A 25,593-nucleotide genomic window follows, 5' to 3' on the forward strand; every position below is an offset into this window, starting at 1 on the left:
CCAGGCCCACCCCGGCCGCGGGCGCGGGCGGGGGCGGGCCGGTGCTTGTCAGGCACCGGCACGCCCGGCACTTACTTCTGGTTGAGGTCGCGGCGGGCGGCGACCTTGGAGGACAGGCCGTGGATCTGCACGAAGCCCTTGGCCAGCGACTGGTCGAAGGTGTCGCCCTCGTCGTAGGTGGCCAGGTTGAAGTCGTAGAGCGACTGCTCCGAGCGGCGGCCGTTGACCACGGCGGAGCCGCCGTGCAGGACCATCCGGATATCGCCGGAGACGTGCTGCTGGGTGTCGCCGATGAAGGCGTCCAGCGCCCGCTTGAGCGGGGAGAACCACAGTCCGTCGTAGGCCAGCTCGCCCCAGCGCTGCTCGACCTGGCGCTTGTAGCGACCCAGCTCGCGCTCGATGGTGACATGCTCGAGCGCCTGGTGCGCCGTGATCAGCGCGAGGGCGCCGGGCGCCTCGTAGATCTCGCGGCTCTTGATGCCGACCAGGCGGTCCTCGACCATGTCCAGCCGGCCCGCGCCCTGGCGGCCCGCACGCTTGTTCAGTTCGACGATCGCCTCCAGCACGCTGACCTGGCGCCCGTCGATGGCCACCGGCACGCCCTTGTCGAAGGTGACGATCAGTTCGTCCGGAGCCTCGAAGTTGACGGTGGGGTCGGAGGTGTAGTCGTAGACGTCCTTGGTCGGGGCGTTCCACAGGTCCTCGAGGAACCCGGTCTCGACCGCGCGGCCCCAGACGTTCTGGTCGATGGAGAACGGCGACTTCTTGGTGACGTTGATCGGCAGCGAGTTCTCCTCGGCGAAGGCGATGGCCTTCTCCCGGGTCCACGCGTAGTCGCGGACCGGGGCGATCACGTTGAGGTCGGGTGCGAGCGCGCCGATGCCGACCTCGAAACGGACCTGGTCGTTGCCCTTACCCGTGCAGCCGTGCGCGACGGTGCTCGCGCCGTGGAACTTCGCGGCCTCGACCAGATGCTTGACGATGAGCGGGCGGCTGATCGCCGACACCAGCGGGTACTGGCCCATGTACAGCGCGTTGGCCTGGATGGTGGGCAGGCAGTACTGGTCGGCGAACTCGTCGCGGGCGTCGATCACGATCGCCTCGACAGCGCCGCAGTCCAGGGCGCGCTGGCGCACCACGTTCATGTCCTCGCCGCCCTGGCCGAGGTCGATGGCCACGGCCACCACTTCGGCGCCGGTCTCCTTCCCGATCCAGCTGATCGCGACGGAGGTGTCCAGCCCACCGGAGTAGGCGAGTACGACGCGCTCGGACATGTTCGTGTGCTCCTCGATGTTTCGGTGCTCGTCTGCGTGATACGGACCGGCTTCCCGCCACAGCGGCCCGCACGTCCTACAAATGATTATGCACGACGATGCAAGCCCATTCATAATCGGGTGGACGTCGCCCTGTGCTGGGACAACGGCTCCGTCTACACCCTCGCACAGACACCGGCTTCTGTGCTCGCGGCGCATACCCGCAGGCGGAAAGAAGCGGGGACCGCGCGCCCCCGCCGCTCGTCGGCGCCCGGGAAATACAGGCCGAGCGAGCCGCGCATCGGACCGCCCATCGCGGCTGCGCGACTGAAGCGAGTGGCCCAAAGCGCTCGGCTCAGGCTAATTGTTCGATCTTCGCGGCTACTTCGGCCCCGGTCAGCGGCTCGCGGGCGAAGACGGCGATGGTGTCGTCGCCCGCGATGGTTCCCACGATGTACGGCAGGGCCGCGCGGTCGAGGGCACTGGCCAGGTAGTGCGCCGCCCCCGGCGGAGTGCGCAGGACCGCGATGTTGCCGCTGGCGTCGGTGGAGACCAGCAGATCGCCGAGCAGCTTGGACAACCGGTCGGTGCCGCCGATGACGCCGCGGACGGGACTGCCGTCCTCGGGCACCACGTAGACGCCCGCGCCGCCGTCGGCGGCACGCAGCTTCACCGCGCCCAGTTCGTCGAGGTCCCGCGACAGCGTCGCCTGGGTGGTCTCGATGCCTTCGGCCGCGAGCAGCGCCGCCAACTCGGTCTGGCTGCGCACCGCGTGCGCCGAGAGCAGTTCGATGATGCGCGACTGCCGCCCGGCGCGGGTGCGGGCGATCGCGGGGCCGCTTCGGCCCGATTCCGACTGCGAGACGCTCACGAGGACGCCTCGCCGACGTCCGGCGGCATCATCCGCGACCGCGCGCCATGTCCCCGGTGCGCCGTTGTGCCCGGCTCGCCGCGACGCGCCGCCGCGGCGCCGGTTCGCCCGCCGTCCTCGCTCACGCCCCGCTCCCTGATCGTCGCTCGAGCAGCCAGACCAGCAGCGCTTTCTGGGCGTGCAGGCGGTTCTCCGCCTCGTCCCACACCACGCTGCGCGGCCCGTCGAGCACCTCGTCGGTGATCTCGTCGCCGCGGTGCGCGGGCAGACAGTGCAACACGACCACATCCGGCTCGGCGTGCGCGAGCAACTCCGCGTTGAGCTGGAACGGCCGGAACGGACCGACCCGGTCCAGGCCGTCGTTCTCCTGTCCCATGGAGGTCCAGGTATCGGTGACCAGCGCGTCGGCGCCCCACGCGGCGGCGACCGGATCACTGGTCAGTGTGACGGTGGCGCCGGTCTCGGCGGCACGCTTGCGCGCGGCCTCCACCACCCACGGCTGCGGCTCGAACCCGGCGGGCGCGGCGATGGTCACGTTCAACCCCGCGGTGACGCCGCCGAGCAGCAGCGAGTGCGCCATGTTGTTGGCGCCGTCGCCGAAGTAGGCCAATTCGCGTCCGGTCAGATCACCCTTGTGCTCGGCGAGCGTCTGCAGATCCGCGAGCACCTGGCAGGGATGGAACTCGTCGGACAGCGCGTTGACCACCGGCACCGTCGCGGTGGCGGCCATCTCGTCCAGCCGGGACTGCTCGAAGGTGCGCCACACGATGGCGTCCACGTACCGGGACAGCACCCGGCCGGTGTCGCCGAGCGTCTCCTCCCGGCCCAGCTGGGTGTCGCGACCATCGACGACGACCGCGTGCCCGCCGAGCTGGGCGATGCCCATCTCGAAGGAGAACCGGGTGCGGGTGGAGTTCTTCTCGAAGATCACGCCGACGCCGCGCGGGCCCTCGAGCGGGCGCCGCGCGAACGGTGATTTCTTGAGTTCGGCCGCGAGGGCGAGGATCTCGGCTTGCTCGGCCGGGCTGACGTCGTCGTCACGCAAGAAGTGCCGCACGGATGTCATTGCGCCGCAGCTCCTTTCGCGTCCGCGAGTGCGGCGTCGAGGATCTCGGGCAGGTCGGCGACGAAATTGTCCGCCTGGGTCTCGGTGAGCACCAGCGGCGGCGCCAGCCGGATCACGTCGGGCTTGGCCGGGTTGACGAGGTAGCCCGCCTCCCGCGCCCGCGCCTCGACGTGCGCGGAGACCGCGTCGGTGAGCACGATGCCCAGCAGCAGGCCCGCACCGCGCACGTGATCGATGAGTGGATGCTGCAACAGCTCGATCCCGTCGCTGAGCCGCTTGCCGACCGACTCGACGTGCGAGAGCAGATCGGTCTCGTCGATCGTGCGCAGCACCGCGAGCGCCGCCGCCGCGCACACCGGGTTGCCGCCGAAGGTGGTGCCGTGCATGCCGGGGGTGAGCAGATCGGCCGCGCGTCCGTTGGCCAGCACCGCGCCGATGGGCAGTCCGCCGCCGAGGCCCTTGGCCAGCGTGATCACGTCGGGCACGATGCCGACGGCCTGGTGGGCGTAGAACGTCCCGGTCCGGCCGATGCCGGTCTGTACCTCGTCGAGCACGAGCAGCGCCCCGTTGCGCGCGGTGATCTGGCGCGCTTTGGCGAGGTAGTCGAACGGCGGTACCACCACGCCGCTCTCCCCCATCATCGGTTCGAGGAACACCGCCGCGGTGGCCTCGTCGACCGCGGCCTCGAGTGCCGCGGCGTCACCGTAGGGGACGTGCACGACGCCGGGCGGCATCGGTTCGAACGGCGTCCGCTTGGCCGGCTGCCCGGTGAGGGCGAGCGCGCCCATCGTGCGGCCGTGGAAGGCCTCTTCGCACGCGACGATCTTGTGCCGCCCGGTGAGCCGGGCGATCTTGAAGGCCGCCTCGACGGCCTCGGTGCCCGAGTTGCAGAAGAACGCCCGGCCCTCGCCGTCGCCGAAGTGCGCGAGCAACCGCTCGGCCAGCTCGACGACCGGCTCGCTGGCGTACAGATTCGACACGTGTCCGAGTGTGCCGAGCTGCTGGGTGACCGCTTCCAGGATCGCCGGATGGGCGTGACCGAGGCTGTTGACCGCGATCCCGCCGAGGAAATCGACGTAGCGCTTGCCGTCCGCGTCGTAGACCACGGCTCCCGCGCCGCGCACCAGCGCGACCTTCGGCGTGCCGTAGTTGTTCATCAGCGCGGCGGACCACCGCTTCTGTAGTTCAGCTGTGCTCATTGTTTCGTTCCGTTCGGCGCGCCGGACCCGTTCGGGATCAGCGGGGCGGGGGTCACCATCGTTCCGATTCCTTCTCCGGTGAACAGTTCCAGCAACACGGCGTGCGGGACCCGGCCGTCGATGACGTGCGCGGTCGGCACGCCCGCCGACACCGCGCGCAGACAGGCTTCCATCTTGGGCACCATGCCCGCATCCAGGCGCGGGAGCAACTCGGCAAGTGCGGCCGTATCGATGCTGGAGGTGAGCGAGGACCGGTCCGGCCAATCGGTGTACAGGCCCTCGACGTCGGTGAGTACCACCAGTTTCTCGGCGCCGATGCCCTCGGCGAGCGCCGCGGCGGCGGTGTCGGCGTTGATGTTGTGCACCACGCCCTCGGCGTCCGGCGCGATGGTCGACACCACGGGGATGCGGCCCGCGTCGATCAGGTCCAGCACGGCGTCCGGGTTCACCTCGGTGACGTCGCCGACCAGACCGATATCGGTGGGCTCGCCGTCCACTTCGACGGTGCGGCGGGTCGCGGTGAACAGCCCGGCGTCCTCACCGGAGATGCCTACCGCGTATGGGCCGTGTGAGTTGATCAGGCCGACCAGTTCCCGGCCGACCTGGCCGAACAGCACCATTCGCACCACGTCCATCACCTCCGGGGTGGTCACCCGGAAGCCGCCGCGGAATTCGCCCTGCAAACCGAGCCTTTTCAGCATCGCGCTGATCTGCGGGCCACCGCCGTGCACCACTACCGGGTGCACGCCGACCGTGCGCAGGAACGCCATGTCGGCGGCGAAGGCCCGCTTGAGGTGATCGTCGATCATGGCGTTGCCGCCGTACTTCACGACGACGATCTTGTCCCGGAACTTCTGCAACCACGGCAGAGCATCGGCCAGGACGTGCGCCTTGTCCAGCGCGGACAGTGAATGCAGCACCTGACTGGTCATGAGCTGTAGGCCGAGTTCTCTTCGACGTAACCGTGCGAGAGGTCGGTGGTGCGGATGGTCGCGCTCGCCGATCCGGCGTTCAGCTCGATCAGCACCTCGATGTCGGTGCCGGACAGGTCGACCGCGCGGGCGCCGGGCGCGCCGACGCCATCGACGCACACCGGTCGGCCGTTGAACGACACCGAGATCCGGTTGGGGTCGAGCGTGACCGGCGCCATGCCGACCGCCGCCAGCACCCGGCCCCAGTTCGGGTCCGACCCGAACAGCGCCGTCTTGACCAGGCTGTCGCGGGCGACGGTGCGCGCCGCGGCCACGGCCTCGTCCTCGGTGGCCGCGCCCGCGACGGTGACCAGCACCCGCTTGGTGACGCCCTCCGCGTCGGCCATCAACTGGGCGGCGAGGTCGTCGCAGACCGCGAGCACGGCGGCGTCGAGTTCCTCTTGGCTGGGGGTGACCTCGCTGGCGCCGTTGGCCAGCAGCAGCACGGTGTCGTTGGTGGAGCAGGAGCCGTCCACGTCGAGCCGGTCGAAGGTCCGCGCGGTGGCGTTGCGCAACGCCTGGTCGAGCTGGTCGGCGGTCACCGCCGCATCGGTGGTGAGCACCACCAGCATCGTCGCCAGCGAGGGGGCGAGCATGCCCGCGCCCTTCGCCATCCCGCCGACGTTCCACTTGTCGCGGTGGTGGAACGCCGCCTCCTTCGGCACGGTGTCGGTGGTCATGATGGCCCAGGCGGCATCCGAGCCGCCGGACAGACCGCCGCCCATCTCGTGCACGATCTCGGTGACGGCGGGGAGCAGTTTGTCCATCGGGAGCCGGTCGCCGATCAGCCCGGTCGAGCAGACGGCGATCTCGCCCGCGCCGGTCTCGGTGCCCCAGTTGCTCAGCGCGGCAGCGAGTTCCTCGGCGGTCTTGTGCGTGTCCTGGAATCCGCCGGGGCCGGTGCAGGCATTGGCGCCGCCGGAGTTCAGGATCACCGCGCGCAGCCGCTTGCCGGTCAGCACCTGCTGCGACCACAGCACCGGAGCGGCCTTCACCTTGTTGCGGGTGAACACGCCCGCGGCCGGACACTCCGGCCCTTCGTTGAACACCAGCGCCAGATCGGGCTTGCCGCTGGCCTTGATGCCCGCGGCGATGCCCGCCGCGCGGAAGCCGAGCGGTGCGGTCACGCCCTGCGTCCGGACCAGCTTGCCGTCGGCGATGTCGGCTGTCGTCACGGTGCCACTCCTACGGTGGAAAGTCCTTCGGTCTCCTCGAATCCGAGGGCCAGGTTCATCGATTGGACCGCGGCTCCCGCGGTGCCCTTGGTCAAGTTGTCGATCGCGCCGATCACCACGAGCAGGCCCGCGTCGGCGTCCACCGCCACCTGCAGGGTGACGGCGTTCGAGCCGAGCACCGAACCGGTCTGCGGCAACACGCCTTCCGGCAGCAGGTGCACGAAAGGCTCGTCGGCATAAGCTTTTTCGTAGACCGCGCGCGCCTGCGCGGCGTCCACACGGGTCGGCGCGGTGCAGGTGGCGAGGATGCCGCGCGGCATGGGCGCCAAGACCGGCGTGAACGACACCGCGACGTCCGTGCCGCCTGCCGCCGTCAGATTCTGCGCGATCTCCGGCGTGTGCCGGTGCGCGCCGGCGATGCCGTAGGCCCGCGCCGAACCCATCACCTCCGACCCCAGCAGCCCGATGTCCAGCTTGCGGCCCGCGCCGGAGGCTCCGCTGACCGCGACCACGTGCACGGCGGGCTCCACGATGCCCGCGGCGACGGCGGGAGCCAGCGCGAGGCTGGCGACGGTCGGATAGCAGCCGGGGACCGCGATCCGCGTCGCACCGCGCAGTTTCTCCCGGCCGCCGGGCAGCTCGGGCAAACCGTAGGGCCAGCTGCCCGCATGCGGGCTACCGTAGTATTTCTCCCAGGCCTTCGGGTCGGTGAGCCGGAAGTCGGCGCCGCAGTCGATGATCACGGTGGACTCGGGCAACTCAGCGGCGATGGCCGCCGACTGGCCGTGTGGCAGGCCGAGGAAGACCACGTCGTGGCCGGCCAACTCGGCAAGCGTGGTGGGCGCGAGCACCCGGTCGGCCAGCGGCAGCAGATGCGGCTGCAACTCCCCCAGCGCGGTGCCCGCGTTCGAGCCAGCGGTCAGCGCCCCGATGACGAGGCGCCCGGTTCGGTAGGCCGGATGCCCCAGCAGCAGACGCAACACTTCGCCGCCCGCGTACCCGCTGGCGCCGGCTACCGCGACCCGCACGACGGGTCCGCCCGAGGAATCATCCATGTGATGATTATGCATGACCATGCAAGCTCATTCACAGCCTGGTCGCCGCGGGCGTGCTCACGAGGATCGGATACCCGCCCGGCCCACGCGCAAACGGCACGGCGGCCCACCTCACACCGGGTCGGGCCACCGCAGGTCAGCGCAGGATGAGCGGGTCCATACCGAGCGTTCGAGCCAGCTCGGCTTCGCCCAGCGCGGTGACGCGCACGGCACGCCCACCACCGACGCCCTTGATCCACGCCAGCTCTTTCAAGCGGCGGCACAACTGCGCGCCCGCCGAGCCGCCCAAGTGGACGCGGCGTTCGGTCCAATCGAGGCAGGACCGCGCCACCGGGCGCCGCGTGGCGCGCAATGCGGCAGGATCGATGCCCATCGGCCCGGTCAGCCACGCCGAGCCCGACTCCGTCAGCGCGAAGCCACCGTCGTCGCTCAGCAGGCCACGCGCGGTCATGGCCTCGGTGACGGCCACGCCCAGACGACCCGCGAGATGGTCGTAGCAGGTGCGGCCGCGCGCCAGCGCGGCGGTGACGGTGGCGGCGCGCAGCCCGGTCACCGGCGCGGCGGGCGGGTCGAGATGGGCGACCATGGTCTCGAGCAGCTCCGCGACCTGCGGGCCGGCCAGCCGCAGATAGCGGTGCCTGCCCTGCCGATGCTCGACCACCAATCCACCCTCGCGCAGGCGGTCCAGATGCTCGGTCGCCGTGGACGGCGCGACGCCGGTGTGGCGCGCGAGCTCGCCCGCGGTCCAGGCCCGCCCGTCCAGCAGCGCCAGGCAGATCTCGGCGCGGGTACGGTCGGCGAGCAATGCGGCCAAGCCCGCCAATTCGGCTCCTCTGGTCGGCACCACCCCATGATGACGCGCCGTCGTTTCGGCGCTCACCGAAACGTCCCGTGGCTACCGTCACGGCATGACTTCGTCTTCTGCCGCGGCGGGCACCGCTACCCCGCCGACCAAGTTCGAGATCTTTCGCGGCCTGCATCATCGCGACCGCCCCCTGGTCCTGCCGAACGCCTGGGACTTCGCCTCGGCCGCCCTGTTGGCCGACGAGGGGTTCCCCGCGATCGGCACCACCAGCTTGGGCGTGGCCGCGGCGGCCGGGCTCACCGACGGCGCGGGCGTCACGAAAGCGGAGACGTCGGCTTCGGCCCGTCGCCTCGCGCGGCTGCCGATCCCGGTCACCGTCGACATAGAGGGCGGGTTCGACGAGCGGCCCGGCGAGGTCGCGGATTTCGCGGGACAGCTCGCGGCCTACGGGATCGCGGGCGTCAACCTGGAAGACGGCCGCCTCGGATCGTCGCTCGCCGCACCCGAACACCAGGCCGCCCTGATCGCGGCGGTCAAAGAGCGCGCGCCGGAACTGTTCGTCAATGCTCGCGTCGACACCTTCTGGCTGGGGCTCGATCACGGCTCCACCCACGATCGCGTGCGGCGGTATGCCGCGGCCGGAGCCGACGGCGTCTTCGTGCCCGGCCTGACGGACCGGGCGCGGATCGAGCGCATCGTGGCGGCGAGCGAAGTGCCGGTCAATGTCCTGCATTCGACCGCGGGACCGGGCATCGCGACGCTGACCGAACTCGGCGTGCGCCGGATCAGCACGGGGTCGTTGCTGTACCGCGCGGCGCTGTCGGCCGCGTTGGACGTCGCGCGCGCCGTGCGGCACGACGCTCCCGTTCCACCCGGAATCGTGAGTTATCCAGAGATTCAACGGCTCCTTCCCGCGCACATCGGCCACTGACCGGCCCCCGCATGCCCGGCGCGGAAAAGTCGCGGCGACGCTATCGATCCGCCAGGGTCCGTTCGTGCAGACGGTGCGACCGGCGCCGCGCCGGTTCAGGTTCAGTGCTTGCGCACCAGGCGCTCCCCTTCGCCGGGCTTCCAAATGGTGATGTCGAGATGGTCGCCGTCGACCTCCACCGTCGACGCACCGGTGAGATCGGCGACGTAGAAGTGGTCGAACTGCCTGCCCCGGATGTCGAACCCGGTCTCGTCGAACAGGCGCTGGGCGAAGCGGATGTGCACGTCCCGGTCGGGCAGGTCGACGACGGCGCCGAAGAGTTTGGCGTCGCCGTCGGACACGTTCGTGTCCGTGGTGGCGGTGTGCAGGCAGAAGCGTGGATCCCGGGCCAGATCGCGGAATTTGGTCGTGCCCGGCATCCCCGCGATCACCAGGAATTCCTCGAAGATGCGCGGTTCGACCGGACTGATCCGCGGTGATCCGTCGGCCCGGATGGTGCCGAGCATGCAGAGATTGCCCGCCGCGCGGTGCCTGCGCGCGAAGACCTCGGCGACGTGCGGTGCTTCTTCGGTGAATCGGCTCCAAGTGGTCATGCCGAGGACGGTACGGCGAAACCTCGCCATCTGGTGTCAAGGTTTCCGGCTAGTGTCACCTGCATGCGGGCGAGTCGACTGGTGCAACTGCTTCTGCTGTTGCAGACCCGTGGCCGGCTCACCGCGCCCGAACTGGCCAGAGAACTGGAGGTGTCGGTGCGCACCGTCTATCGCGATGTCGAGGCTCTCTCGGCGGCCGGCGTCCCGGTCTACAGTGAGCCGGGCCGGGCAGGCGGCGTCCGGCTGGTGGATGGCTATCGCACCCGGCTCACCGGCCTGACCAGCGACGAGGCCGACGCGGTGCTGCTGACCGGCTTGCCCGGCGCCGCCGCTGATCTCGGGCTCGGCACCGTGCTGGCCACCGCGCAGTTGAAAATGCTCGCCGCGCTGCCGCCGGAATTGCGCGGGCGGGCCACGCGCATCGCCGAGCGGGTGTATATCGATGCGCCGGGGTGGTTCCACCGGCCGGACGAGACGCCGACGCTCGCGACGATCGCCGACGCGCTCTGGCACGACCGCAGGCTGCGCGTGCGCTACGGCCGCAAGGACCAGGTGGTCGAACGCCTGATCGACCCGCTCGGTCTGGTGCTCAAGGCAGGCACCTGGTACCTCGTCGCCCGCAGCGGGCGCGCGCCGCGCTCGTATCGGGTGGGCCGGATCCTCCGCGCCGAAGCGACCGGCGAATCCTTCACCCGCCCCGCTGATTTCGATCTGGGGGCGCACTGGACCGACGCCGCCGACGATTTCGCGCGTTCGATGCTGCGCGTCCGCGCGCGTTGCCGGATAGCCGCCACCCACCTGCGGTTACTGCGGCTGATGAACGAACCGGCCGCGGTCGCCGAAGCACTGGCCTCCTCCGGGCCGCCCGACGCCGAGGGGTGGGTGGAGGTGGTCGTGCCGTCGGAGTCCTACGAGGTGCTCGCGCACGGCCTGCTGCCGCTCGGCGAGTTCGTCGAAGTGCTCGAACCCGCGCAGCTGCGCGCGCAGCTCGCGGCGACGGCCGCCGCCATGCACGCGCGCTACTCCGCGACGTCGGAGTAGGCGGCTCGCGAAACCGGGCGGGTAAGCGCGGATCCGTCGCGTCCGGCCATCGGACGCGACGGATCCGCCGGGCGAGGATTCATCCGGCTCGCGATGACCGGGCCGCATCGGTTGGTCCCGCCGTCCGATCGCGCACGGCAGGGCTACCCGTCAGCGCAGCGTGCGGAAGAACTCGCGCACGTCCGTGATCAGCAGATCCGGCGCCTCCATCGCCGCGAAATGCCCGCCGCGATCGAACTCGGTCCACCGGACGATGTTGTGCGCTTCTTCGGCGAGCTTGCGGACGGACATGTCGCCGGGAAAGATCGCCGCCGCGGTCGGCACATCGGATCTCGTCACCGGCGCACCCCAGGCCGCCGATTCGCTGTAGAGCCGCAGCGAGGAGGCGAAGGTTCCGGTGAACCAGTACAGGCTGACGTTGGTCAGCAGCGCGTCCCGGCCCACCGCGTCGTCGGGCAGTTCGATCGCCGGGTTGGTGTACTGCCGGAACAGGTCCGCGATCCAGGACAGCAGCCCGGCGGGCGAGTCCTGGATGCCGATCGCGAGCGTCTGCGGACGGTTGGCCTGCACGGTCGCGTAGTCGTAGCGGGCATAGCTCTCCGGGCCGGTCAGCGTGGCCAGCCTCGCTTGGTCCTCCGGGCTGTACTCGGTCTGCGCCCCATCCGGGGACCACTCGGCCGGAGCGGATTCCTCCGTCTCCCACGATTCGCCGTCGCCACTGTCCCAGGAGGGGATGGTGATCGGACCGTTCACGTGCAGGCCCACGAGGTGATCACGGGCGATATGGCCCAGACGAGCGGCGATGAAGTACCCCGCGTCACCGCCCTGCACGCCGTAGCGTTCGTAGCCCAGGCGCGCCATGAGCGCCGCCACCACCTCCGCGAACCGCTCGGTCGAGCCCGCACCGGGATCCGGGGACACCTCGGAGAACGCGAAGCCCGGCAGCGAGGGAACGACCAGGTGGAACGCGTCGGCCGGGTCGCCGCCGTGGGCGCGCGGATCGCTCAGCGGCCCGAGCACGTTCAGGAACTCGACGAACGACGCGGGCCAGCCGTGACCGAGCACCAGCGGCAGCGCATCCGGTTCCGGCGAGCGGACGTGCAGGAAGTGCACCTGCTGCCCGTCGATCGCGGTAACGAACTGCGGCAGCTCGTTCAACGTCGCTTCGACTGCGCGCCAATCGAATTCGCTACGCCAGTACTCGGCCAGCGGACGCAGATACGACACCCGCATGCCCTTGTCCCATTTCGCGCCGGGCAGGTCGCTCGGCCACGACGTCTCGGCGAGACGGCGGTGCAGGTGGTCGATCTTCTCCTGAGGGATGTCGATGCGGAAAGGGCGAATGTCCGGTTCGGTCGTCATGTCCGCCACGGTAGAAGCAACTTAGGACGGAATCGTTCCTATCTTTCCGGCATTCTGGCGTCATGCTGGAAACGTCGGCCCGCCTGCTCGCCCTGCTGACTCTGTTGCAGACACGTCCCGACTGGACCGGCGCCGAGCTGGCCGCACGGCTCGGCGTCACCGGTCGCACAGTGCGCCGCGATATCGATCGGCTACGCGAACTCGGCTACCCGGTGCACGCCACCCGCGGCGCCGCGGGATACCGGCTCGGCGCGGGTGCCGCACTGCCGCCGCTGCTGCTCGACGACGACGAAGCGGTCGCGGTGGCGGTCGGGCTGCGCGGCGCATCCGGCGGCACCGTGAGCGGACTCGAGGAGGCGTCGCTGCGCGCACTGACCAAGCTGGAGCAGGTACTGCCGCCCCGCTTGCGCCACCGGGTCCGCACACTGCGCGCAGCCACCCTGCGCGTCGCGGCGCCGACACCGGAGGTCCATCCGGACACGCTCATGGCCATCGCCGAGACGTGCCAGCGCCACGAACTGCTGCGGTTCGACTATCGCGCGCACAACGGCACCCTCGGCCCGCGCACCGTCGAGCCGCACACCCTCGTGCACTTCAGCAGGCACTGGTACCTGGTCGCCTGGGACGTGGACCGCACCGACTGGCGCACCTTCCGGGTGGACCGGATCACCCCGCGGATTCCGACCGGCCCCCGCTGCGCACCCCGCGAACCGCCAGAAGGCGATGTGGCGGCATATCTTTCGATGCGGCTGTCGGCTCGTGCCTGGCCGCATCAAGCGACGGTGCTGTTGCACCGCTCGGCCGATGACGCCGCCGAGCGCGTGTGGCCCGGAACCGGCGTCCTGGAAGCCGTCGACGAGCACAGCTGCCGCCTGCACGTCGGCAGCGAGTCGCCGGAGCAGCTGGTGTGGATGATCACCTCGGTCGATCTCGGCTTCACCCTGCTCGACGGTCCCCCGGAACTCGTCGAGGCCCTGCACGCCCAAGCCGCCCGTTGTGCGCACGCCGTGCGCGACTTCCGTAGCGACCGCTCTGACTGAGATCCAGCCGGCCGCGCCGATCGAAGACGGCAAGCGATCCGAGTCGCGCCGAGCCCGGGACCGCCCGCACTCCTTCCGAACGGATGGACGGACGCGCGGGTCGTGCCGCCGCGCGAACGCCCGGCATCGCCGAGGTCGGCGGTTCTCGTGCACGCGGAACTCGTACGTCCCGTCAGAAGAACGTGTGCAGCAGATCGACCACTCGGGGCGTCGGTGCGTCGACGTCATCGATCATCGGGATCAGTCGCCATTTGTCGAAGGCGGTGCACGGATGGGACAGACCGAGCCGCACGACCGACCCGATGGGCACCTCGTCGGCGCCGCCCGGCAGCCGGAGGAAGGTGTGCTGGTCGTTGAGCGCGGAAACCGTCGCGCCCGCGTCCAGCACCCCGCCGCGAGGTCCCGCGACGCGTTGCGGAATCGGAAGCCCCTCGTCGAAAGGCAGATCACGCTTTCCCGCATCCAGCAAGGCGAGCCCAGGCTCCGGACGCGAGAGGGTGCGCGCCCAGCCGTGCATGGCCGAGCGCAGCGGCCGCGCGCACCCGGGAGCCGCCAGCGGCGACATGCTCGCGTAGAAGCCGTCGTCGTGGATGACGTACGCACCCGAGCGCAGCACGACCGTCGTCGCGACGCCCTGCCCGCCCTGCTCGTCGGACAGCGGGGCGAGATATTCGAGCGCCAGCTCCGGATAGGCGCTGCCACCCGCGGTGACGACGGCCGGACCGCGGTATCGCCCCGCCGCGAGGAGTTCGCGGTGCAGGCGGGCCAGTTCGCCGAGGTAGTCGCGCACGGCACGGATCCCGGTCGGGGTGCGGTCGTGCGCGAGCGCGCCCTCGTAACCACCCACCCCGGCGAGTGTCAGCCGGGACGCCGCGCCGATCGCCCGGGCCACGTCGTGTGCCCGTTCCACTGTGCGAGCTCCGGTTCTGCCGTGCGGGCCGCCGAGTTCCACCAGCACCCGGATCGGAGCCGACTCCGGGGCGGCGCTCAGGTGCGCGTCCATCAACGCGACCGTCTCGACGCTGTCGGCCCAGCAAAGGAACTCGAAGGACGGGTCGCGCGCCGATTCCGCCGCCACCCAGCGCAATCCGACCGGATCGACCAGCGCGTTGGCCAGCAGCACGCGCGCGACGCCGAACGATCGCGCCACCTGGGTCTGCCAGATGGTGGCCAGCGTGATGCCCCAGGAGCCCGCGGCCAGTTGCCCGGCCCACACCTGTGGCGCCATCGTGGTCTTGCCGTGCGGCGCCAACCGCACGCCCGCCGCGCGCACCCAGTCGGCCATGACCGCGATGTTCGTCCGCAAGGCCGCGCGGTCGACCGTGAGCACCGGCGTTTCCAGCAGGTCGAGCGACGGTGCCACGGTGCGGAATTCCCGCACGGTCAGACCCCAGCACTCGGGTGGCATGCCCTTGTGCTCCGGACCGATCCGGCGGTCCGCGAGCGCCGCTACGGCGGCTTCGTCGATCGACACGACGTTCCTTCCTCCCCGGCCCGGGCTGCCCGGCGGCTCAGCCCGAGTTGCGCAGGGCGGTGGCCAGGCCGTTCATGGTCAGCAGGATGCCGCGTTTCACCAGTTCGGAGTCGTCCCCCGCGCGCAGGCGGCGCAGCAGCTCCACCTGCATCTGGTTGAGCGGCTCCAGGTAGGGGAAGCGATTGTGGATGGACTCGGCCAGCGACGGGTTGTCGGCCAGCAGGTGATCGTTGCCGGTGATCGCGGCGTGCATGCGGACGGTCCGGGCGTGTTCGTCGCGGATCATGCCGAAGATCTGCTCGCGCAACGCCGCGTCGTCCACGAGTTCGGCGTAGCGCGCGGCGATGTCCAGATCGCTCTTGGCCATCACCTGGGCCAGGTTGGACAGCACCGTGCGGAAGAACGGCCAGCGGCGGTACAGGTCCGCCAAGGTGGCCAGGCGTTGCGGGTCGCCGCCGATCCACTCCTCCAGGGCGCTGCCGGTGCCGTACCAACCCGGCAGCATCACCCGCGCCTGGCTCCACGACATCACCCACGGGATGGCCCGCAGGTCCGCGACCGAATTCGTCGGCTTGCGCGAGGCGGGCCTGCTGCCGATGTTCAGGTCGCCCACTTCGGCGACCGGCGTGGACTGCCGGAAATACTCGACGAATCCGGGTGTTTCGTGCACCAGCCGCGCGTACGCGGCGCGGGCGCGCGCGGCGAGGTCGTCCATGATCCCGTAGGACGGCTCGGCGTCGGCGCCGAGGCCCTCCACGTCCAGCAGCGTCGATTCCAGGGTGCCCGCGATCAGCGACTCCAGATTGCGATGCGCGCTACCGGGTTCGGCGTATTTCGCGGCGATCACCTCGCCCTGTTCGGTGAGCCGCAGCGAACCGCGCACCGCCCCGGCCGGCTGGGCGAGGATCGCGTCGTAGCTACGGCCGCCGCCGCGGCCGACCGTGCCGCCGCGGCCGTGGAACAGCCGCAGCCGGATGCCGGTCTTGCGGGCTACCTCGATCAGGTCCAGCTCGGCCCGGTACAGCGCCCAATTCGCCGCCAGGTAGCCGCCGTCCTTGTTGGAGTCGGAATAGCCGAGCATCACCTCTTGGCGCATGCCCTGCGCGGTGATCAGGTCGCGATAGACCCCGACCTCCAGCGCCGCGGACAGTGTCGCCGCCCCGGCGCCCAAGTCCTCGATGGTCTCGAACAGCGGGACGATGCCCATCGGGCAGCTCGGCGGCCCGTCCGGCTCTCCCGGGTCGAGCAGCCCGCCTTCCTTCAGCAGCAGGGCGGCCTCGAGCAGATCACTGACCGACGTGCACATGCTGATGATGTAGTTCGGCACCGCCGCCGCGCCGAGCGTGTGCACCACATCCCGTGCGGCGCGCACGATGTCGAGCTCCTTGGCGGCCAGTTCACTCAGCCGCGCGTGCGGGCCGAGCAACGGGCGGCGGGTGCGCAGCTCGGCGGCCAGCAGTTCCACCCGGCGCGACTCCGGCAGGCTCGCGTAGTCGGAGTGCACCCCCGCCCAGGACAGCAGTTCGGCGACGACCTGCTCGTGCACTTCGGAGTTCTGCCGCATGTCCAGACTCTGCAGGTGGAAGCCGAAGGTCTCGATGGCGTGGCGCAACGCGGCGAGGCGATCGTCGGCGAGCAGGCCGTCGCCGCTGCCGCGCAGCGATGCGTCTATCGCGTCCAGGTCGTCCAGCACCGCCTGCGGAGCCGGATAGGGCCGCGCACCGGTATCCAGTCCGTTCGGCGGAACCTCGCCGAGCGCGGCCGACGCGGTGGCGGTCAGCCGGGCCCGAACATGGTGCAGCGCCCGCCGATACGGCTCGTCGGCGTGCGCGGCCGGATCGGGGTATCCGGTCTCGGCGAGCGCGGCCACCTCGGGCGTCACGCTGACCAACCGGGCCGACAGCGACAGCGTCTTCTCCAGTTCCACCAGCTCGCGCAGGTAGCGCTCGAACGCGAGGCTCGCGGCGCGGAAAGCGGCCTGACGCACCACATCGGCGGTGACGTTCGGGTTTCCGTCGCGGTCGCCGCCGATCCACGAGCCGGGACGCAGTATCGGGCGCGGCAGCAGTTCGACGCCCGGCCAGCGCGAACGCAGCGCGGCGCGCACTTCGGCGTTGATCGCCGGGATCACGTCGAACAAGGTGAGGTCGTAGTAGCGCAGACCCACTGAGATCTCGTCCTGGATGCGCAAGCGGGCCAGGCGGATCAGCGCGGTACGCCACAGGCTCAGCACTTGGCGGCGGATCCGCAGCTCGAGGTCGGCTCGCTCACGCTCGTTCTCGGCATAGCGCAAGCGCAGGCGCAACAGCTCGGTGATCCGGGCCTGCGCGTCGAACACGGTGCGGCGGCGCGTCTCCGTCGGGTGCGCGGTGATCACCGGCGACACCAGCGCGTCGGCCAGCAGATCGGCGACCCGGGTACCATCGAGCGCGGCCGCGTCCAGCTTGCGGTAGGTGGCCGCCAGCGACGAGTCCTGCGGCGGTTCGCCCGCCGCCTCGTGCGCGGCGCGGCGGCGGTCGCGTTGGATGTCCTCGGCCAGATTGGCCAGCAGCACGAAGTAGCTGAACGCGCGGATGAGCGGGAGGGCGACCGCGATGTCCACACCGTCCAGCATCTCCGCGACGGCGCTGCGCTCGACTTCCTCGCGACGCACCCGGAACGCCTCGATGCGCACCCGCTCGATGAGGTCGAAGACCTCCGGTCCCTCGTGGTCGCGAATGGTGTCGCCGAGCACGCCGCCGAGAAAACGGATGTCGTCGCGCAGCGGCCGGATGGCGTCCTGCTCGGTCTCGCGCATCGATTCGCCCATGATCAGACAGTATTGCCCTTCCGGCCGCGCGGGTATGCGACGCGGCCCACACCGGCCGCCCCCCGGCTCAGCCGAGGATTTCGGAGAAGCGCAGGTGATTGCCCCACGGGTCACGGAACCCACAGTCGCGTACCCCGTACGGCTGCGAAATCGGCTCTTGCGTCACCTGGACATCTGCGTCGCGCAGCCGGGCGAAGGTGGCGTCCACGGCATCGGTGGTGAAGATCAACGTGCCTTGCGCGGCGGCGAGGTCGGCGTTCTCGGCGGTGCCGAAGCACCCCGTGCCGCGCTCAGCCCGCGGTACGGGCGGTGAGGTGGTCCACGCGGTGCGACACGACTTGTTCGGCCAGGGTGACCAGCACCTTTTTGACCGAATCACGCTGCCTGGCATCGCAGTCCAGAACCGGTATCCGGTGTCCGAGCCCGAGCGCCGCGCGAATCGCGGCGAGATCGAGGTGGGCGCCGCCGTCGACACGGTTGACCGCGACGACGAACGGCGTACCGCGTTCGGCGCAGTAGTCCAGCACGGGATGACAATCGTCGACGCGGTCGGTGTCCACCACGATCACGGTGCCGAGCGCACCGTCGACCAATTCGTCCCACAGCAGGGCGAGATCGTCTTCGGCCGGGGCACCGAACAGGTACAGCAGTAGTGAGCTGTCCAGGGCGATGCGCCCCACGTCGAGGGCGATACCGGGCCGTGGATCGTCTGCCCAGTTCCCCGGATCGTCCGCGTCGACGACGATTTCGGTCGCCGCCGCCTCGGTCACCAGCGGCTCGATATCGGAGACGGCCCCGATGAAGGTCGTCTTCCCGACGCCGTGACCACCACTGACCACGATCTTCACCGAGGACGGCATGGTCGGCGTTCGCGTGTCGGAGTATCCGGACAAGCTCCCTGCTCCTCTCGATGGCAGCGCCGGTGAGCCGGTCGGCGGCGCGCACGGTCACGCATCGGTCGGCCGAGTCGCTGACGACGGCTCGACGCCCCGATTCGGGACTTCCGGCGCACTACCGATCGGCGATCAAATGCGGCCGCCGGCACAACCGCACGAGGAACCAGTTACCCGTCCTCGCCCGTCCCGAAACCTCGCGGCGCGACTCTGATACAGTCCGGCGCGATATACCCGGAGGGCAAGAGGGCTGGATGGCGCACCGAATTACGTTGATTCCCTTGGCAATAGCAGTTGTGCTCGGAGCAGCCGCGTGCGGCGACGAGTCCAGCGGGTCACCGGCTACGACCACCACGCAGGCCGCGAGCACCGCCACCCAGCTGTTCGATCCCTGCACCGGCATCCCCGACACCGCGCTGACGAGTGCCGGACTCGATCCGGCGAGCAAACAGGTCGGCGTGGGTGGGGTCGAGCAGCCGGGCTGGGAGATCTGCGGATGGAAGGGCGCCGACTTCACCCTCGGCGTGTTCTCCCACGGCTCGTCCGTGGCCGAGTTCGAGCGGAAGCCGGGCAATGTCGACTTCCAGGACGTCACCATCGCCGGGCGGCCCGGCCGTCAGTTCCGCGTCGACGCCGCTGCCAAGGACCAGATGTGCGACGTACTCTTCCCGGCCCGGCAGGGGTTACTGCAGCTGACGCTGGTCAACCGGACCGCGGATCAGAACCCCTGCGATCGCTTGACAACCGTCGGCGAAGCGATCGTCCCCACGCTGCCGAAGTAGCGCAGCGCTTCCGGCCTCACCCCGCCAGGATGCGAAGTACCTCGTCGGAGGTATAGAAGGGCGCGAGGCGTTCGCGGATCAATCCGGCCAGAACGCCTTCCCGCTTCGCGCTCTCGATGACCGCCGGTCCGTACCGCAGGATCTCCGCTGCGATGTCGTCACCGCTGAGGCCGAGTTCGGGCAGCATGGCCGCCAGGGTGTAGTCGCCGTACTTGGTGAAGAACACCTCCACGCACTCGTCCAGGAGCAGGCCGAAGTACTCCTTCTCGCGCGTGGTGACGGCGATCTCGTAGCACAGCAGCACCAGTTCGTTGAGGTCCTTCCGGCTGAGGTATTCGCGCAGACCGCTGACCGGCTCGTCGGCGTGCAGATCCCAGAACTCCATGGCGGCGGCGTGCACGGGGGCGTCGCGCAGCATCTCGCGGATCGCGTTGTTGGTGCGCTTGAGTGCGAACAGCGCCCCTTTGCCCGCCAGGTCGCCGACGAACGTGCCGTCGGCGGCCTTCTTCGCGCGATTGGCCGCGGATTGGCCCAGCGACATCAGCGAGGAGACGCCGGGGATCTTTTCGGCGCGCTCGCGGTTGGCTTGCATGAAGTCGTTGATTAGCTTGTCCACGAACTTCGACGCGACAGTGGCCACCAGCGGGCTCTCGGTGAGCCGGTCCAGGATGCGCTCCTGCGCCTGGTGCATGCCGAAGATCTTCTCCAGCAGCGCCTCTACCGGCTCGCGGTCGACCACCTCACCGAGGGTGTAGTCGTTGTTGGTGGCGATGTGATCGTAAATGGAATCGGCGAACACGCCGACCATGTCGGCGAACACCGGACTGCCGCCGATCAGCTCGACGATGGTGCGGACGGTCTGCTTGGCCTGGTCGATCTCGACGACGTCCCGGAAAACGATCGTGTCGGCGACTCCGAGAACCGCCTCGGTGTCGCGCGCGATCACCTCCGCGAAGCGCTCACCGGTCACCTCCGCGAGCAGGAATTCCACCTGGGCGTTCAGTAGCCGTTCGGCGATCTCACGCGGCTCGCTCATCGAATTCCACCCATCACTTCTCGTCGGGCGCGCCCGGCCCGGCTCACGGCTCGTGCGGCTCGGCGTCGTTGCCGTGCAACGACTCCCGGATCCGGTCCAAGCGCTCACGCCCGGCCTTCTCGCGCGCCTGCCATTGTTCGTCCACGCTGCGGCCCGCTGGAGTCTGCCGGTCGAGTTCGCCCATCCCCTGCGCGGTGCCGTAGCGCTGCTCGACCTTATCGCGAACTGACTCGAAAGTAGGAACGCCGGAGACCGAATATCCGCCGCTCGCCGCGCTCTCCGGCATACCCGGCGGCGGTACCGGTACCGCCGGTACCGCGCAACCGCCGCCTACCTGGCCGAATGCTTCGGGCACCTGCCGAGGGACCGCGGTGGTGTCAGCCGGGGTGGTAGGAGTCACATCCCCGACGCCACCGGTATCACCCGTCTCCACCACCCCGAGCAGCGCGGCGTGCACTGCCGCGAATCCGGGGCGTCCCGCCGTGGCGACCAGCAGCACACCTGCCAGTTCCGCGTCGGACAGCCCGCCCAACCGGCTCGCGATATCGCTGTTGTCACTCATACCGCCAGGCTACGCAGCTACGACCGCGCCGCACGCCGTTCACGATCGGACGAGCGCACCCGCCCAGTCGCGCACGAGGTCGTACCAGGCCGAGCCGCCGACGACGATCAGATCGTTGTGCCCGGCCCCGGGAAACACGACGAGCCGCTTCGGCTCCGGCGCCGCGGCGTAGAGCCGCCGCGCGTGCCGCAGCGGCAGCAACTCGTCCTGATCGCCGTGCATGATCAGCACCGGAGCGCGCAGCGCGCGAATACGGCGTTCGTTCGGATAGGCGTCCGGCACCAGGGGCGCGGGCAGGAACGGATACACCGAGCGAGCCGCGTCGCGCAGGCCGCTGAAGGTGGACATCAGCATCACCCCGGCCGGCGGATGCTGCTGCGCCAACTCGAGCACGACGCCGCCGCCGAGGGACTTGCCCAAGTAGAGCACCCGATCCGGATCGACACCGGGTTGCGCCAGCAGCGCCCGGCGCGCGGCGCGCGCGTCCAGGTAGGTGCCGTGCTCGGTCGGCTTCCCGGTGCTGCGCCCGTATCCGCGGTAGTCGAAGGCCAGCACATCGAAGCCCGCCTCGGTGAGCAGGGCGTAGATCGGCACCCGGTCGCCGAGATTGCCCGCGTTGCCGTGCGCGAAGAGGATGTGCCCGACCGAATTACGGGCGGGCATCCACCACGCGTGCACCGTCTCCCCGTCCGAGGTGGGCAGGGACAGATCGGTGTACTCCATGCCGAGCAGCGCCGGGGTCTGCGACACCGTCCGCTCCGGCAGGTAGGTCAGCGCGTTGAGGATCGGACGGGCCGGGTGCCGCACCGCGTCAGCCCCGTAGCACCGCGCCCACGGCGTCGGCCGCCGCCGCGACGGCCGCGTCGCGCGCCGCGCTGGCCTCGTCTTCGGTGAGGGTCCGGTCGGTGGCCCGGAAACGCAGCGCATAGGTCAGCGACTTGCGCCCCTCGCCCGCCTGCGCGCCTTCGTAGACGTCGAACAGCGCGATGTCCTCCAGCAGCTCGCCGCCACCGGTGCGCAGCGCGGCCTGCACCGACGCCGCCGGAATCGTCTTCTCGACGCTCACCGAGACGTCTTGGAGCACAGCGGGGAACGGTGACACCGTCGGAACCGGTCGCGCTTCCCGCAGCGGCAGCGCGTCCAGGTCGAGTTCGACCGCGCACGTACGCGGCGGCAGACCCGAACGTTCCAGCACGGCGGGGTGCAGTTCACCCGCGTAGCCGACGACCGTTGCGTCGACCACCAGCTCGGCGCAGCGACCGGGATGCCAAGGCAGTTGGGCCGCCGGCCTGCGCTCGACGGTCACACCGGCCGCGTCGGCGACGGCGTCGGCGAGTGCGAACGCGTCCGCTGCCTCGACCGGACGACCCGAACCCCACGGCCCGCGCGGCTCACGGCGGCCGGTCAGGACGGCGGCCACGTGCACCGGTTGTTCGGGAAGCGAGTCGAGCAGTTCGGCGATCTCGTCGTCGGTGGGGCGCCGGTCCACCGGCAGCGGGCCGACCGCCCTGATGTTCGCCCCGGGCAGCACTACCTGCGCGATCCCGTAGATCGCGAGATCACGCGCGCCTCGCGAGATATTGCGGGCGGCCACCTCGAGCAGGCCGGGCAGCAGGGTGGTGGCCAGTTCGGCGCGCTCCACGTCGAGTGGATTCAGCACCTCGGTGGTGGCGCGGCGCGGGTCGTCGGCATCCAGGCCCCAGGTGTCGAACACCCCGGCGGGCAGGAATACCGGCGGGAGCACCTCCACGGCGCCGGAGAACGCCAGCGCACGGCTGACGGCGCGGCGGCGGCGCTGGGTCGGCGTGAGCCCCCGCCCGGCCGGTGCCGCAGGCAGCACGGACGGGATCTGCTCGAGGCCCTCCAGCCGCAGCACCTCTTCCACCAGGTCGGCGGGCTGGGCCAGGTCGGGCCGCCAGCTCGGCGGGGTCACCACCAGCTGACCGTGTCCGGTCTCGCTGACGGCGACCTCCACGGTGCAGCCGATCTGGGCCAGGCGGCGCGCGGAGGTACCGGTCGGATACGTGACGCCCGCGACGCGGTCGGCCAGGTCGATATCCATCCGGATGGGCTCCGGCGCCGGGATCGGGGCCCGGACGTCGGTCAGCACGGGTTCGACGGTGCCCCCGGCGATTTCGGCGAGCAGCGTGGCCGCCCGATCGAGCGCCGCGACGTTGATCTCCGGATCGACAACCCGCTCGTACCGCTTACCCGCCTCGGACACCAGCTTGTGCCTGCGCGCGGTCCGGTAGACCAGCAGCGGGTTCCAGGTGGCCGCCTCCAGCAGGATGTCGGTGCTCGCCGCGCCGACCTCGGTGCTCGCGCCGCCCATCACGCCGGCCAGCGAGACGACGCCGGAATCGTCGGCGATCACCACGTCCTCGGCGTCGAGTGTGCGCTCCACGTCGTCCAGGGTGCGCAGCGTCTCGCCCCGGTTCGCACTGCGGACCACCAAGCCACCCGACACCTTCTCCGCGTCGAAGGCGTGCAGCGGCTGCCCCAGCTCGAGCATCACGTAATTGGTGACGTCCACCGCGGGCGAGATCGGGCGCACACCCGACAGCAGCAGCCTGCGCTGCAACCACCACGGGCTGACCGCCTTCGGGTCGATACCCGTGACGCGGCGTGCCGCGAAACGGGTGCACCGGGAGTCCGGCTCGACCCGGATCGACCAGGCCTCCTGCTCGTGATCGGGCAGGGTCCGCACCGCCGGATCGGCGTACTCGAGATCGAAGCCGCAGGCCAGTTCGCGCGCCAAGCCGCGCACCGAGAAGCAATAGCCGCGATCGGGGGTGATGTTCAGCTCGATGACGGTGTCGTCCAGACCGAGCAGCGCGTTGGCGTCGGTGCCCGGCTCGGCGGTGCCCGGTTCCAGAACCAGGATTCCGGAATGGTCCTTGCCGATACCGAGTTCGGCGACCGAGCAGATCATCCCGTTGGAGACTCGGCCGTAGGTCTTGCGCGAGGTGATCTGGAACCCGCCGGGCAGCACGCCGCCGGGCAGCACCGCGACAACCAGGTCACCGACCTCGAAATTCCGTGCGCCGCAGATGATCTCCTGCAGCTCGGGCTTGCCGATGTCCACCTTGCAGAAGCGGATCGGTTTCTTGAACTCGGTCAGTTCGGTGATCTCGGCGACCCGGCCGACCACCAGCGGCGGCTCGCCCTCCGCCGCGCCCGCCACCCGCTGGAGCTTGTCGACCTCTTCGACTTCCAGCCCGACCCGGACGAATCCCGCGTCGAGTTCCTCCGGCGTCACCGACCACTCCGGGTTGGTGCGCTGGATGATGTCGGTCAGCCAGGACTGCGCTACTCGCACTTGACGTTTCGCTCTCTCGATCGAAGGGTGGGGTCAGGACCGGATGCCGAAGGGCAGCGTGAAACGCACGTCGCCCTCGACGATGTCGCGCATGTCCGGGATGCCGTTGCGGAACTGCAGCGTGCGCTCCAAGCCCATGCCGAACGCGAACCCGCTGTACACCTCGGGATCGATCCCGCTGGCGATCAGCACCTTCGGGTTCACCATGCCGCAGCCGCCCCACTCGACCCAGCCCGCGCCGCCCTTCTTGTCCGGGAACCACACGTCGACCTCGGCGGAGGGCTCGGTGAACGGAAAGTAGTTGGGACGCATGCGGGTGCGGGTCTGCGCGCCGAACAGCGCCCTGGCGAACGCGTCCAGCGTGCCGCGCAGATGCGCCATGGTCAGACCTTTGTCCACCGCCAGGCCCTCGACCTGGGAGAACACCGGCGTATGCGTGGCGTCCAGCTCGTCGGTGCGGAAGGTGCGCCCCGGGCAGACCACATAGATCGGCACGTCGCGTTCCAGCATCGAGCGCACCTGTACCGGCGAGGTGTGCGTGCGCAGCACCTGCCGTGAGCCCTCCGGCGCGATGTGGAAGGTGTCCTGCATGGTGCGGGCCGGATGGTCGGGCAGGAAGTTCAGGGCGTCGAAGTTGAAGTGCTCGGTCTCGACCTCGGGCCCCTCGGCGACCTCCCAGCCCATCGCGACGAACACGTCGGCGATCTGCTCGGAGATGACGGTGATCGGGTGCCGGGCGCCGACGGCCGTGCGGCGAGCGGGCAACGTCACGTCGATGGCCTCGGCGACCAGCACGGCGGCGTCGCGCTCGGCCAGCAACGCGGCGCGGCGGGCCTCGAACGCCTCCGACACCCGCGACCTGGCGACGTTGACCCGCTTGCCCGCGTCGGCTTTCTCCGACTTGGGCAGGCTGCCCAGCGCACGTTGCGCCAAGGCCAGCGGTGCCTTGCCGCCGAGGTGCTCGGTTTTCGCGACCGCGAGCGCATCCAGGTCGGCGGCAGCGGCGAACGCCTTCTCGGCGGCCGCCGCTGCCGCGGCCAGTGCCTCCTCGGTCAGCGCTGCGTTCTGCTCGCCTGCGTCGATGTCGTCGGCCACGATGCTCCGTCTCTGCCCTGGGGATCGGTTCACGGGCACGGCTGCCGCCTGCCCGCATTGCTGCTGGTCGCAATCGTATTCGATGCGCCGTGGCGGATTCACGCGGATTACCCGCCGCGCCGCGCGAGCTATGTGGTAGCCACCCGGCCGTACCGAGCCGGCCTCGCAAGCACGGATCGGTGCCGCGACCGGCCCGCTCCGGCACGGACCACCCCAGCCCGAGAGCCGTGGCCTCGGAAAGAGCAGGTTCGGCGGCTGCCA

The 25,593-nt window shown here is 70.3% G+C and carries 24 protein-coding genes; 4 read left to right on the forward strand and 20 right to left on the reverse strand.

Annotation, left to right across the window (positions count from 1 at the left end; translation table 11 throughout):
• Nucleotides 1-71 precede the first annotated feature (71 nt).
• The 9 genes from ACFU5M_RS18505 to ACFU5M_RS18545 all read right to left on the reverse strand — a co-directional run bounded on the left by ACFU5M_RS18505 (nt 72) and on the right by ACFU5M_RS18545 (nt 8,434).
• Nucleotides 72-1,274, reverse strand: a complete 1,203-nt coding sequence (locus tag ACFU5M_RS18505) for an argininosuccinate synthase (protein WP_379050503.1) — start codon at nt 1,272-1,274, stop codon at nt 72-74.
• Nucleotides 1,275-1,608: 334 nt separating this feature from the next.
• Nucleotides 1,609-2,124, reverse strand: coding sequence for an arginine repressor (locus ACFU5M_RS18510; protein WP_379050505.1), 516 nt, complete (start codon nt 2,122-2,124; stop codon nt 1,609-1,611).
• A complete protein-coding gene (locus ACFU5M_RS18515) occupies nt 2,121-2,249 on the reverse strand; it encodes a hypothetical protein (protein ID WP_379050507.1) in 129 nt (42 codons plus the stop codon). Before ACFU5M_RS18515 ends, ACFU5M_RS18510 begins: the two co-directional genes overlap by 4 nt.
• Complete coding sequence (argF, locus tag ACFU5M_RS18520) at nt 2,246-3,190, reverse strand: ornithine carbamoyltransferase (protein ID WP_379050510.1); 945 nt, start codon at nt 3,188-3,190, stop codon at nt 2,246-2,248. Before argF ends, ACFU5M_RS18515 begins: the two co-directional genes overlap by 4 nt.
• Nucleotides 3,187-4,389, reverse strand: a complete 1,203-nt coding sequence (locus ACFU5M_RS18525) for an acetylornithine transaminase (protein ID WP_379050511.1) — start codon at nt 4,387-4,389, stop codon at nt 3,187-3,189. Before ACFU5M_RS18525 ends, argF begins: the two co-directional genes overlap by 4 nt.
• Nucleotides 4,386-5,321, reverse strand: coding sequence for an acetylglutamate kinase (gene argB / locus ACFU5M_RS18530; protein ID WP_379050513.1), 936 nt, complete (start codon nt 5,319-5,321; stop codon nt 4,386-4,388). Before argB ends, ACFU5M_RS18525 begins: the two co-directional genes overlap by 4 nt.
• Nucleotides 5,318-6,535: a bifunctional glutamate N-acetyltransferase/amino-acid acetyltransferase ArgJ gene (gene argJ / locus ACFU5M_RS18535; protein ID WP_379050516.1), complete on the reverse strand. Its 1,218-nt coding sequence runs from the start codon at nt 6,533-6,535 to the stop codon at nt 5,318-5,320. The genes argB and argJ overlap by 4 nt, the downstream gene beginning before the upstream one ends.
• On the reverse strand, nt 6,532-7,590 hold the full coding sequence (gene argC / locus ACFU5M_RS18540; RefSeq protein ID WP_379050519.1) for an N-acetyl-gamma-glutamyl-phosphate reductase: 1,059 nt from the start codon (nt 7,588-7,590) through the stop codon (nt 6,532-6,534). Before argC ends, argJ begins: the two co-directional genes overlap by 4 nt.
• 136 nt (nt 7,591-7,726) lie before the next feature.
• Nucleotides 7,727-8,434, reverse strand: coding sequence for an ArsR/SmtB family transcription factor (locus tag ACFU5M_RS18545; RefSeq protein WP_379050522.1), 708 nt, complete (start codon nt 8,432-8,434; stop codon nt 7,727-7,729).
• 64 nt (nt 8,435-8,498) lie between these two features.
• On the opposite strand from ACFU5M_RS18545, the gene ACFU5M_RS18550 reads away from it, so the two are divergent.
• On the forward strand, nt 8,499-9,326 hold the full coding sequence (locus ACFU5M_RS18550; protein WP_379050525.1) for an isocitrate lyase/phosphoenolpyruvate mutase family protein: 828 nt from the start codon (nt 8,499-8,501) through the stop codon (nt 9,324-9,326).
• Nucleotides 9,327-9,427: 101 nt separating this feature from the next.
• Here ACFU5M_RS18550 and ACFU5M_RS18555 read toward each other — a convergent pair whose 3' ends face one another.
• On the reverse strand, nt 9,428-9,919 hold the full coding sequence (locus ACFU5M_RS18555; RefSeq protein ID WP_379050527.1) for a pyridoxamine 5'-phosphate oxidase family protein: 492 nt from the start codon (nt 9,917-9,919) through the stop codon (nt 9,428-9,430).
• 63 nt (nt 9,920-9,982) lie between these two features.
• Between ACFU5M_RS18555 and ACFU5M_RS18560 the strand changes: the two genes are divergently transcribed.
• Nucleotides 9,983-10,960 carry a helix-turn-helix transcriptional regulator gene (locus ACFU5M_RS18560; protein ID WP_379050529.1) on the forward strand — a complete coding sequence of 326 codons (978 nt, stop codon included), beginning with the start codon at nt 9,983-9,985 and terminating at the stop codon, nt 10,958-10,960.
• A 150-nt stretch (nt 10,961-11,110) separates the two neighbouring features.
• On the opposite strand, the gene ACFU5M_RS18565 is transcribed toward ACFU5M_RS18560, so the two are convergent.
• A complete protein-coding gene (locus ACFU5M_RS18565) occupies nt 11,111-12,322 on the reverse strand; it encodes an epoxide hydrolase family protein (protein WP_379050531.1) in 1,212 nt (403 codons plus the stop codon).
• Between the two features lie 62 nt (nt 12,323-12,384).
• Here ACFU5M_RS18565 and ACFU5M_RS18570 point away from each other — a divergent pair, with 62 nt between their 5' ends.
• Nucleotides 12,385-13,362: a helix-turn-helix transcriptional regulator gene (locus tag ACFU5M_RS18570; protein ID WP_379050534.1), complete on the forward strand. Its 978-nt coding sequence runs from the start codon at nt 12,385-12,387 to the stop codon at nt 13,360-13,362.
• 172 nt (nt 13,363-13,534) lie between these two features.
• Here ACFU5M_RS18570 and ACFU5M_RS18575 read toward each other — a convergent pair whose 3' ends face one another.
• The 4 genes from ACFU5M_RS18575 to ACFU5M_RS18590 form a co-directional block, all read right to left on the reverse strand.
• Entirely contained in the window at nt 13,535-14,836 is a 1,302-nt protein-coding gene (locus ACFU5M_RS18575; protein ID WP_379050537.1) for an amino acid deaminase, read from the reverse strand.
• Between the two features lie 37 nt (nt 14,837-14,873).
• Nucleotides 14,874-17,645: a phosphoenolpyruvate carboxylase gene (gene ppc / locus ACFU5M_RS18580; RefSeq protein ID WP_379050539.1), complete on the reverse strand. Its 2,772-nt coding sequence runs from the start codon at nt 17,643-17,645 to the stop codon at nt 14,874-14,876.
• A gap of 67 nt (nt 17,646-17,712) precedes the next feature.
• Nucleotides 17,713-18,036, reverse strand: coding sequence for a VOC family protein (locus tag ACFU5M_RS18585; RefSeq protein WP_379050541.1), 324 nt, complete (start codon nt 18,034-18,036; stop codon nt 17,713-17,715).
• Nucleotides 17,936-18,538: an ATP/GTP-binding protein gene (locus ACFU5M_RS18590; RefSeq protein WP_379050544.1), complete on the reverse strand. Its 603-nt coding sequence runs from the start codon at nt 18,536-18,538 to the stop codon at nt 17,936-17,938. The genes ACFU5M_RS18585 and ACFU5M_RS18590 overlap by 101 nt, the downstream gene beginning before the upstream one ends.
• 281 nt (nt 18,539-18,819) lie before the next feature.
• Between ACFU5M_RS18590 and ACFU5M_RS18595 the strand changes: the two genes are divergently transcribed.
• Nucleotides 18,820-19,320 (forward strand): DUF3558 domain-containing protein, encoded by a 501-nt coding sequence (locus ACFU5M_RS18595; RefSeq protein WP_379050546.1) that lies wholly within the window; start codon nt 18,820-18,822, stop codon nt 19,318-19,320.
• 16 nt (nt 19,321-19,336) lie between these two features.
• On the opposite strand, the gene ACFU5M_RS18600 is transcribed toward ACFU5M_RS18595, so the two are convergent.
• The 5 genes from ACFU5M_RS18600 to pheS are packed head-to-tail and all read right to left on the reverse strand — an operon-like array spanning nt 19,337 to nt 25,332.
• Nucleotides 19,337-20,356 carry a hypothetical protein gene (locus ACFU5M_RS18600; RefSeq protein WP_379050549.1) on the reverse strand — a complete coding sequence of 340 codons (1,020 nt, stop codon included), beginning with the start codon at nt 20,354-20,356 and terminating at the stop codon, nt 19,337-19,339.
• A 43-nt stretch (nt 20,357-20,399) separates the two neighbouring features.
• Complete coding sequence (locus ACFU5M_RS18605) at nt 20,400-20,918, reverse strand: PspA/IM30 family protein (protein ID WP_379050552.1); 519 nt, start codon at nt 20,916-20,918, stop codon at nt 20,400-20,402.
• Between the two features lie 39 nt (nt 20,919-20,957).
• Nucleotides 20,958-21,725, reverse strand: a complete 768-nt coding sequence (locus ACFU5M_RS18610) for an alpha/beta hydrolase (RefSeq protein ID WP_379050555.1) — start codon at nt 21,723-21,725, stop codon at nt 20,958-20,960.
• Nucleotides 21,726-21,729: 4 nt separating this feature from the next.
• Nucleotides 21,730-24,237, reverse strand: coding sequence for a phenylalanine--tRNA ligase subunit beta (pheT, locus tag ACFU5M_RS18615; protein ID WP_379050557.1), 2,508 nt, complete (start codon nt 24,235-24,237; stop codon nt 21,730-21,732).
• Nucleotides 24,238-24,270: 33 nt separating this feature from the next.
• Entirely contained in the window at nt 24,271-25,332 is a 1,062-nt protein-coding gene (pheS, locus tag ACFU5M_RS18620) for a phenylalanine--tRNA ligase subunit alpha (RefSeq protein WP_379050560.1), read from the reverse strand.
• Between the last annotated feature and the right edge of the window lie 261 nt (nt 25,333-25,593).

Origin of the sequence: Nocardia sp. NPDC057455 (assembly GCF_042802775.1) — a bacterium.
Classification (GTDB): Bacteria; Actinomycetota; Actinomycetes; order Mycobacteriales; family Mycobacteriaceae; genus Nocardia.

Coding starts and splice junctions, on each gene's coding strand:
- ACFU5M_RS18600 (WP_379050549.1), bottom strand. CDS start 20,356: ATGAGCGAGCCGCGTGAGATCGCCGAACGGCTACTGAACGCCCAGGTG.
- ACFU5M_RS18605 (WP_379050552.1), bottom strand. CDS start 20,918: ATGAGTGACAACAGCGATATCGCGAGCCGGTTGGGCGGGCTGTCCGAC.
- ACFU5M_RS18565 (WP_379050531.1), bottom strand. CDS start 12,322: ATGACGACCGAACCGGACATTCGCCCTTTCCGCATCGACATCCCTCAG.
- ACFU5M_RS18505 (WP_379050503.1), bottom strand. CDS start 1,274: ATGTCCGAGCGCGTCGTACTCGCCTACTCCGGTGGGCTGGACACCTCC.
- ACFU5M_RS18555 (WP_379050527.1), bottom strand. CDS start 9,919: ATGACCACTTGGAGCCGATTCACCGAAGAAGCACCGCACGTCGCCGAG.
- ppc (WP_379050539.1), bottom strand. CDS start 17,645: ATGGGCGAATCGATGCGCGAGACCGAGCAGGACGCCATCCGGCCGCTG.
- ACFU5M_RS18570 (WP_379050534.1), top strand. CDS start 12,385: ATGCTGGAAACGTCGGCCCGCCTGCTCGCCCTGCTGACTCTGTTGCAG.
- ACFU5M_RS18585 (WP_379050541.1), bottom strand. CDS start 18,036: ATGCCAGGCAGCGTGATTCGGTCAAAAAGGTGCTGGTCACCCTGGCCG.
- ACFU5M_RS18550 (WP_379050525.1), top strand. CDS start 8,499: ATGACTTCGTCTTCTGCCGCGGCGGGCACCGCTACCCCGCCGACCAAG.
- argF (WP_379050510.1), bottom strand. CDS start 3,190: ATGACATCCGTGCGGCACTTCTTGCGTGACGACGACGTCAGCCCGGCC.
- ACFU5M_RS18560 (WP_379050529.1), top strand. CDS start 9,983: ATGCGGGCGAGTCGACTGGTGCAACTGCTTCTGCTGTTGCAGACCCGT.
- ACFU5M_RS18525 (WP_379050511.1), bottom strand. CDS start 4,389: ATGAGCACAGCTGAACTACAGAAGCGGTGGTCCGCCGCGCTGATGAAC.
- argC (WP_379050519.1), bottom strand. CDS start 7,590: ATGGATGATTCCTCGGGCGGACCCGTCGTGCGGGTCGCGGTAGCCGGC.
- argB (WP_379050513.1), bottom strand. CDS start 5,321: ATGACCAGTCAGGTGCTGCATTCACTGTCCGCGCTGGACAAGGCGCAC.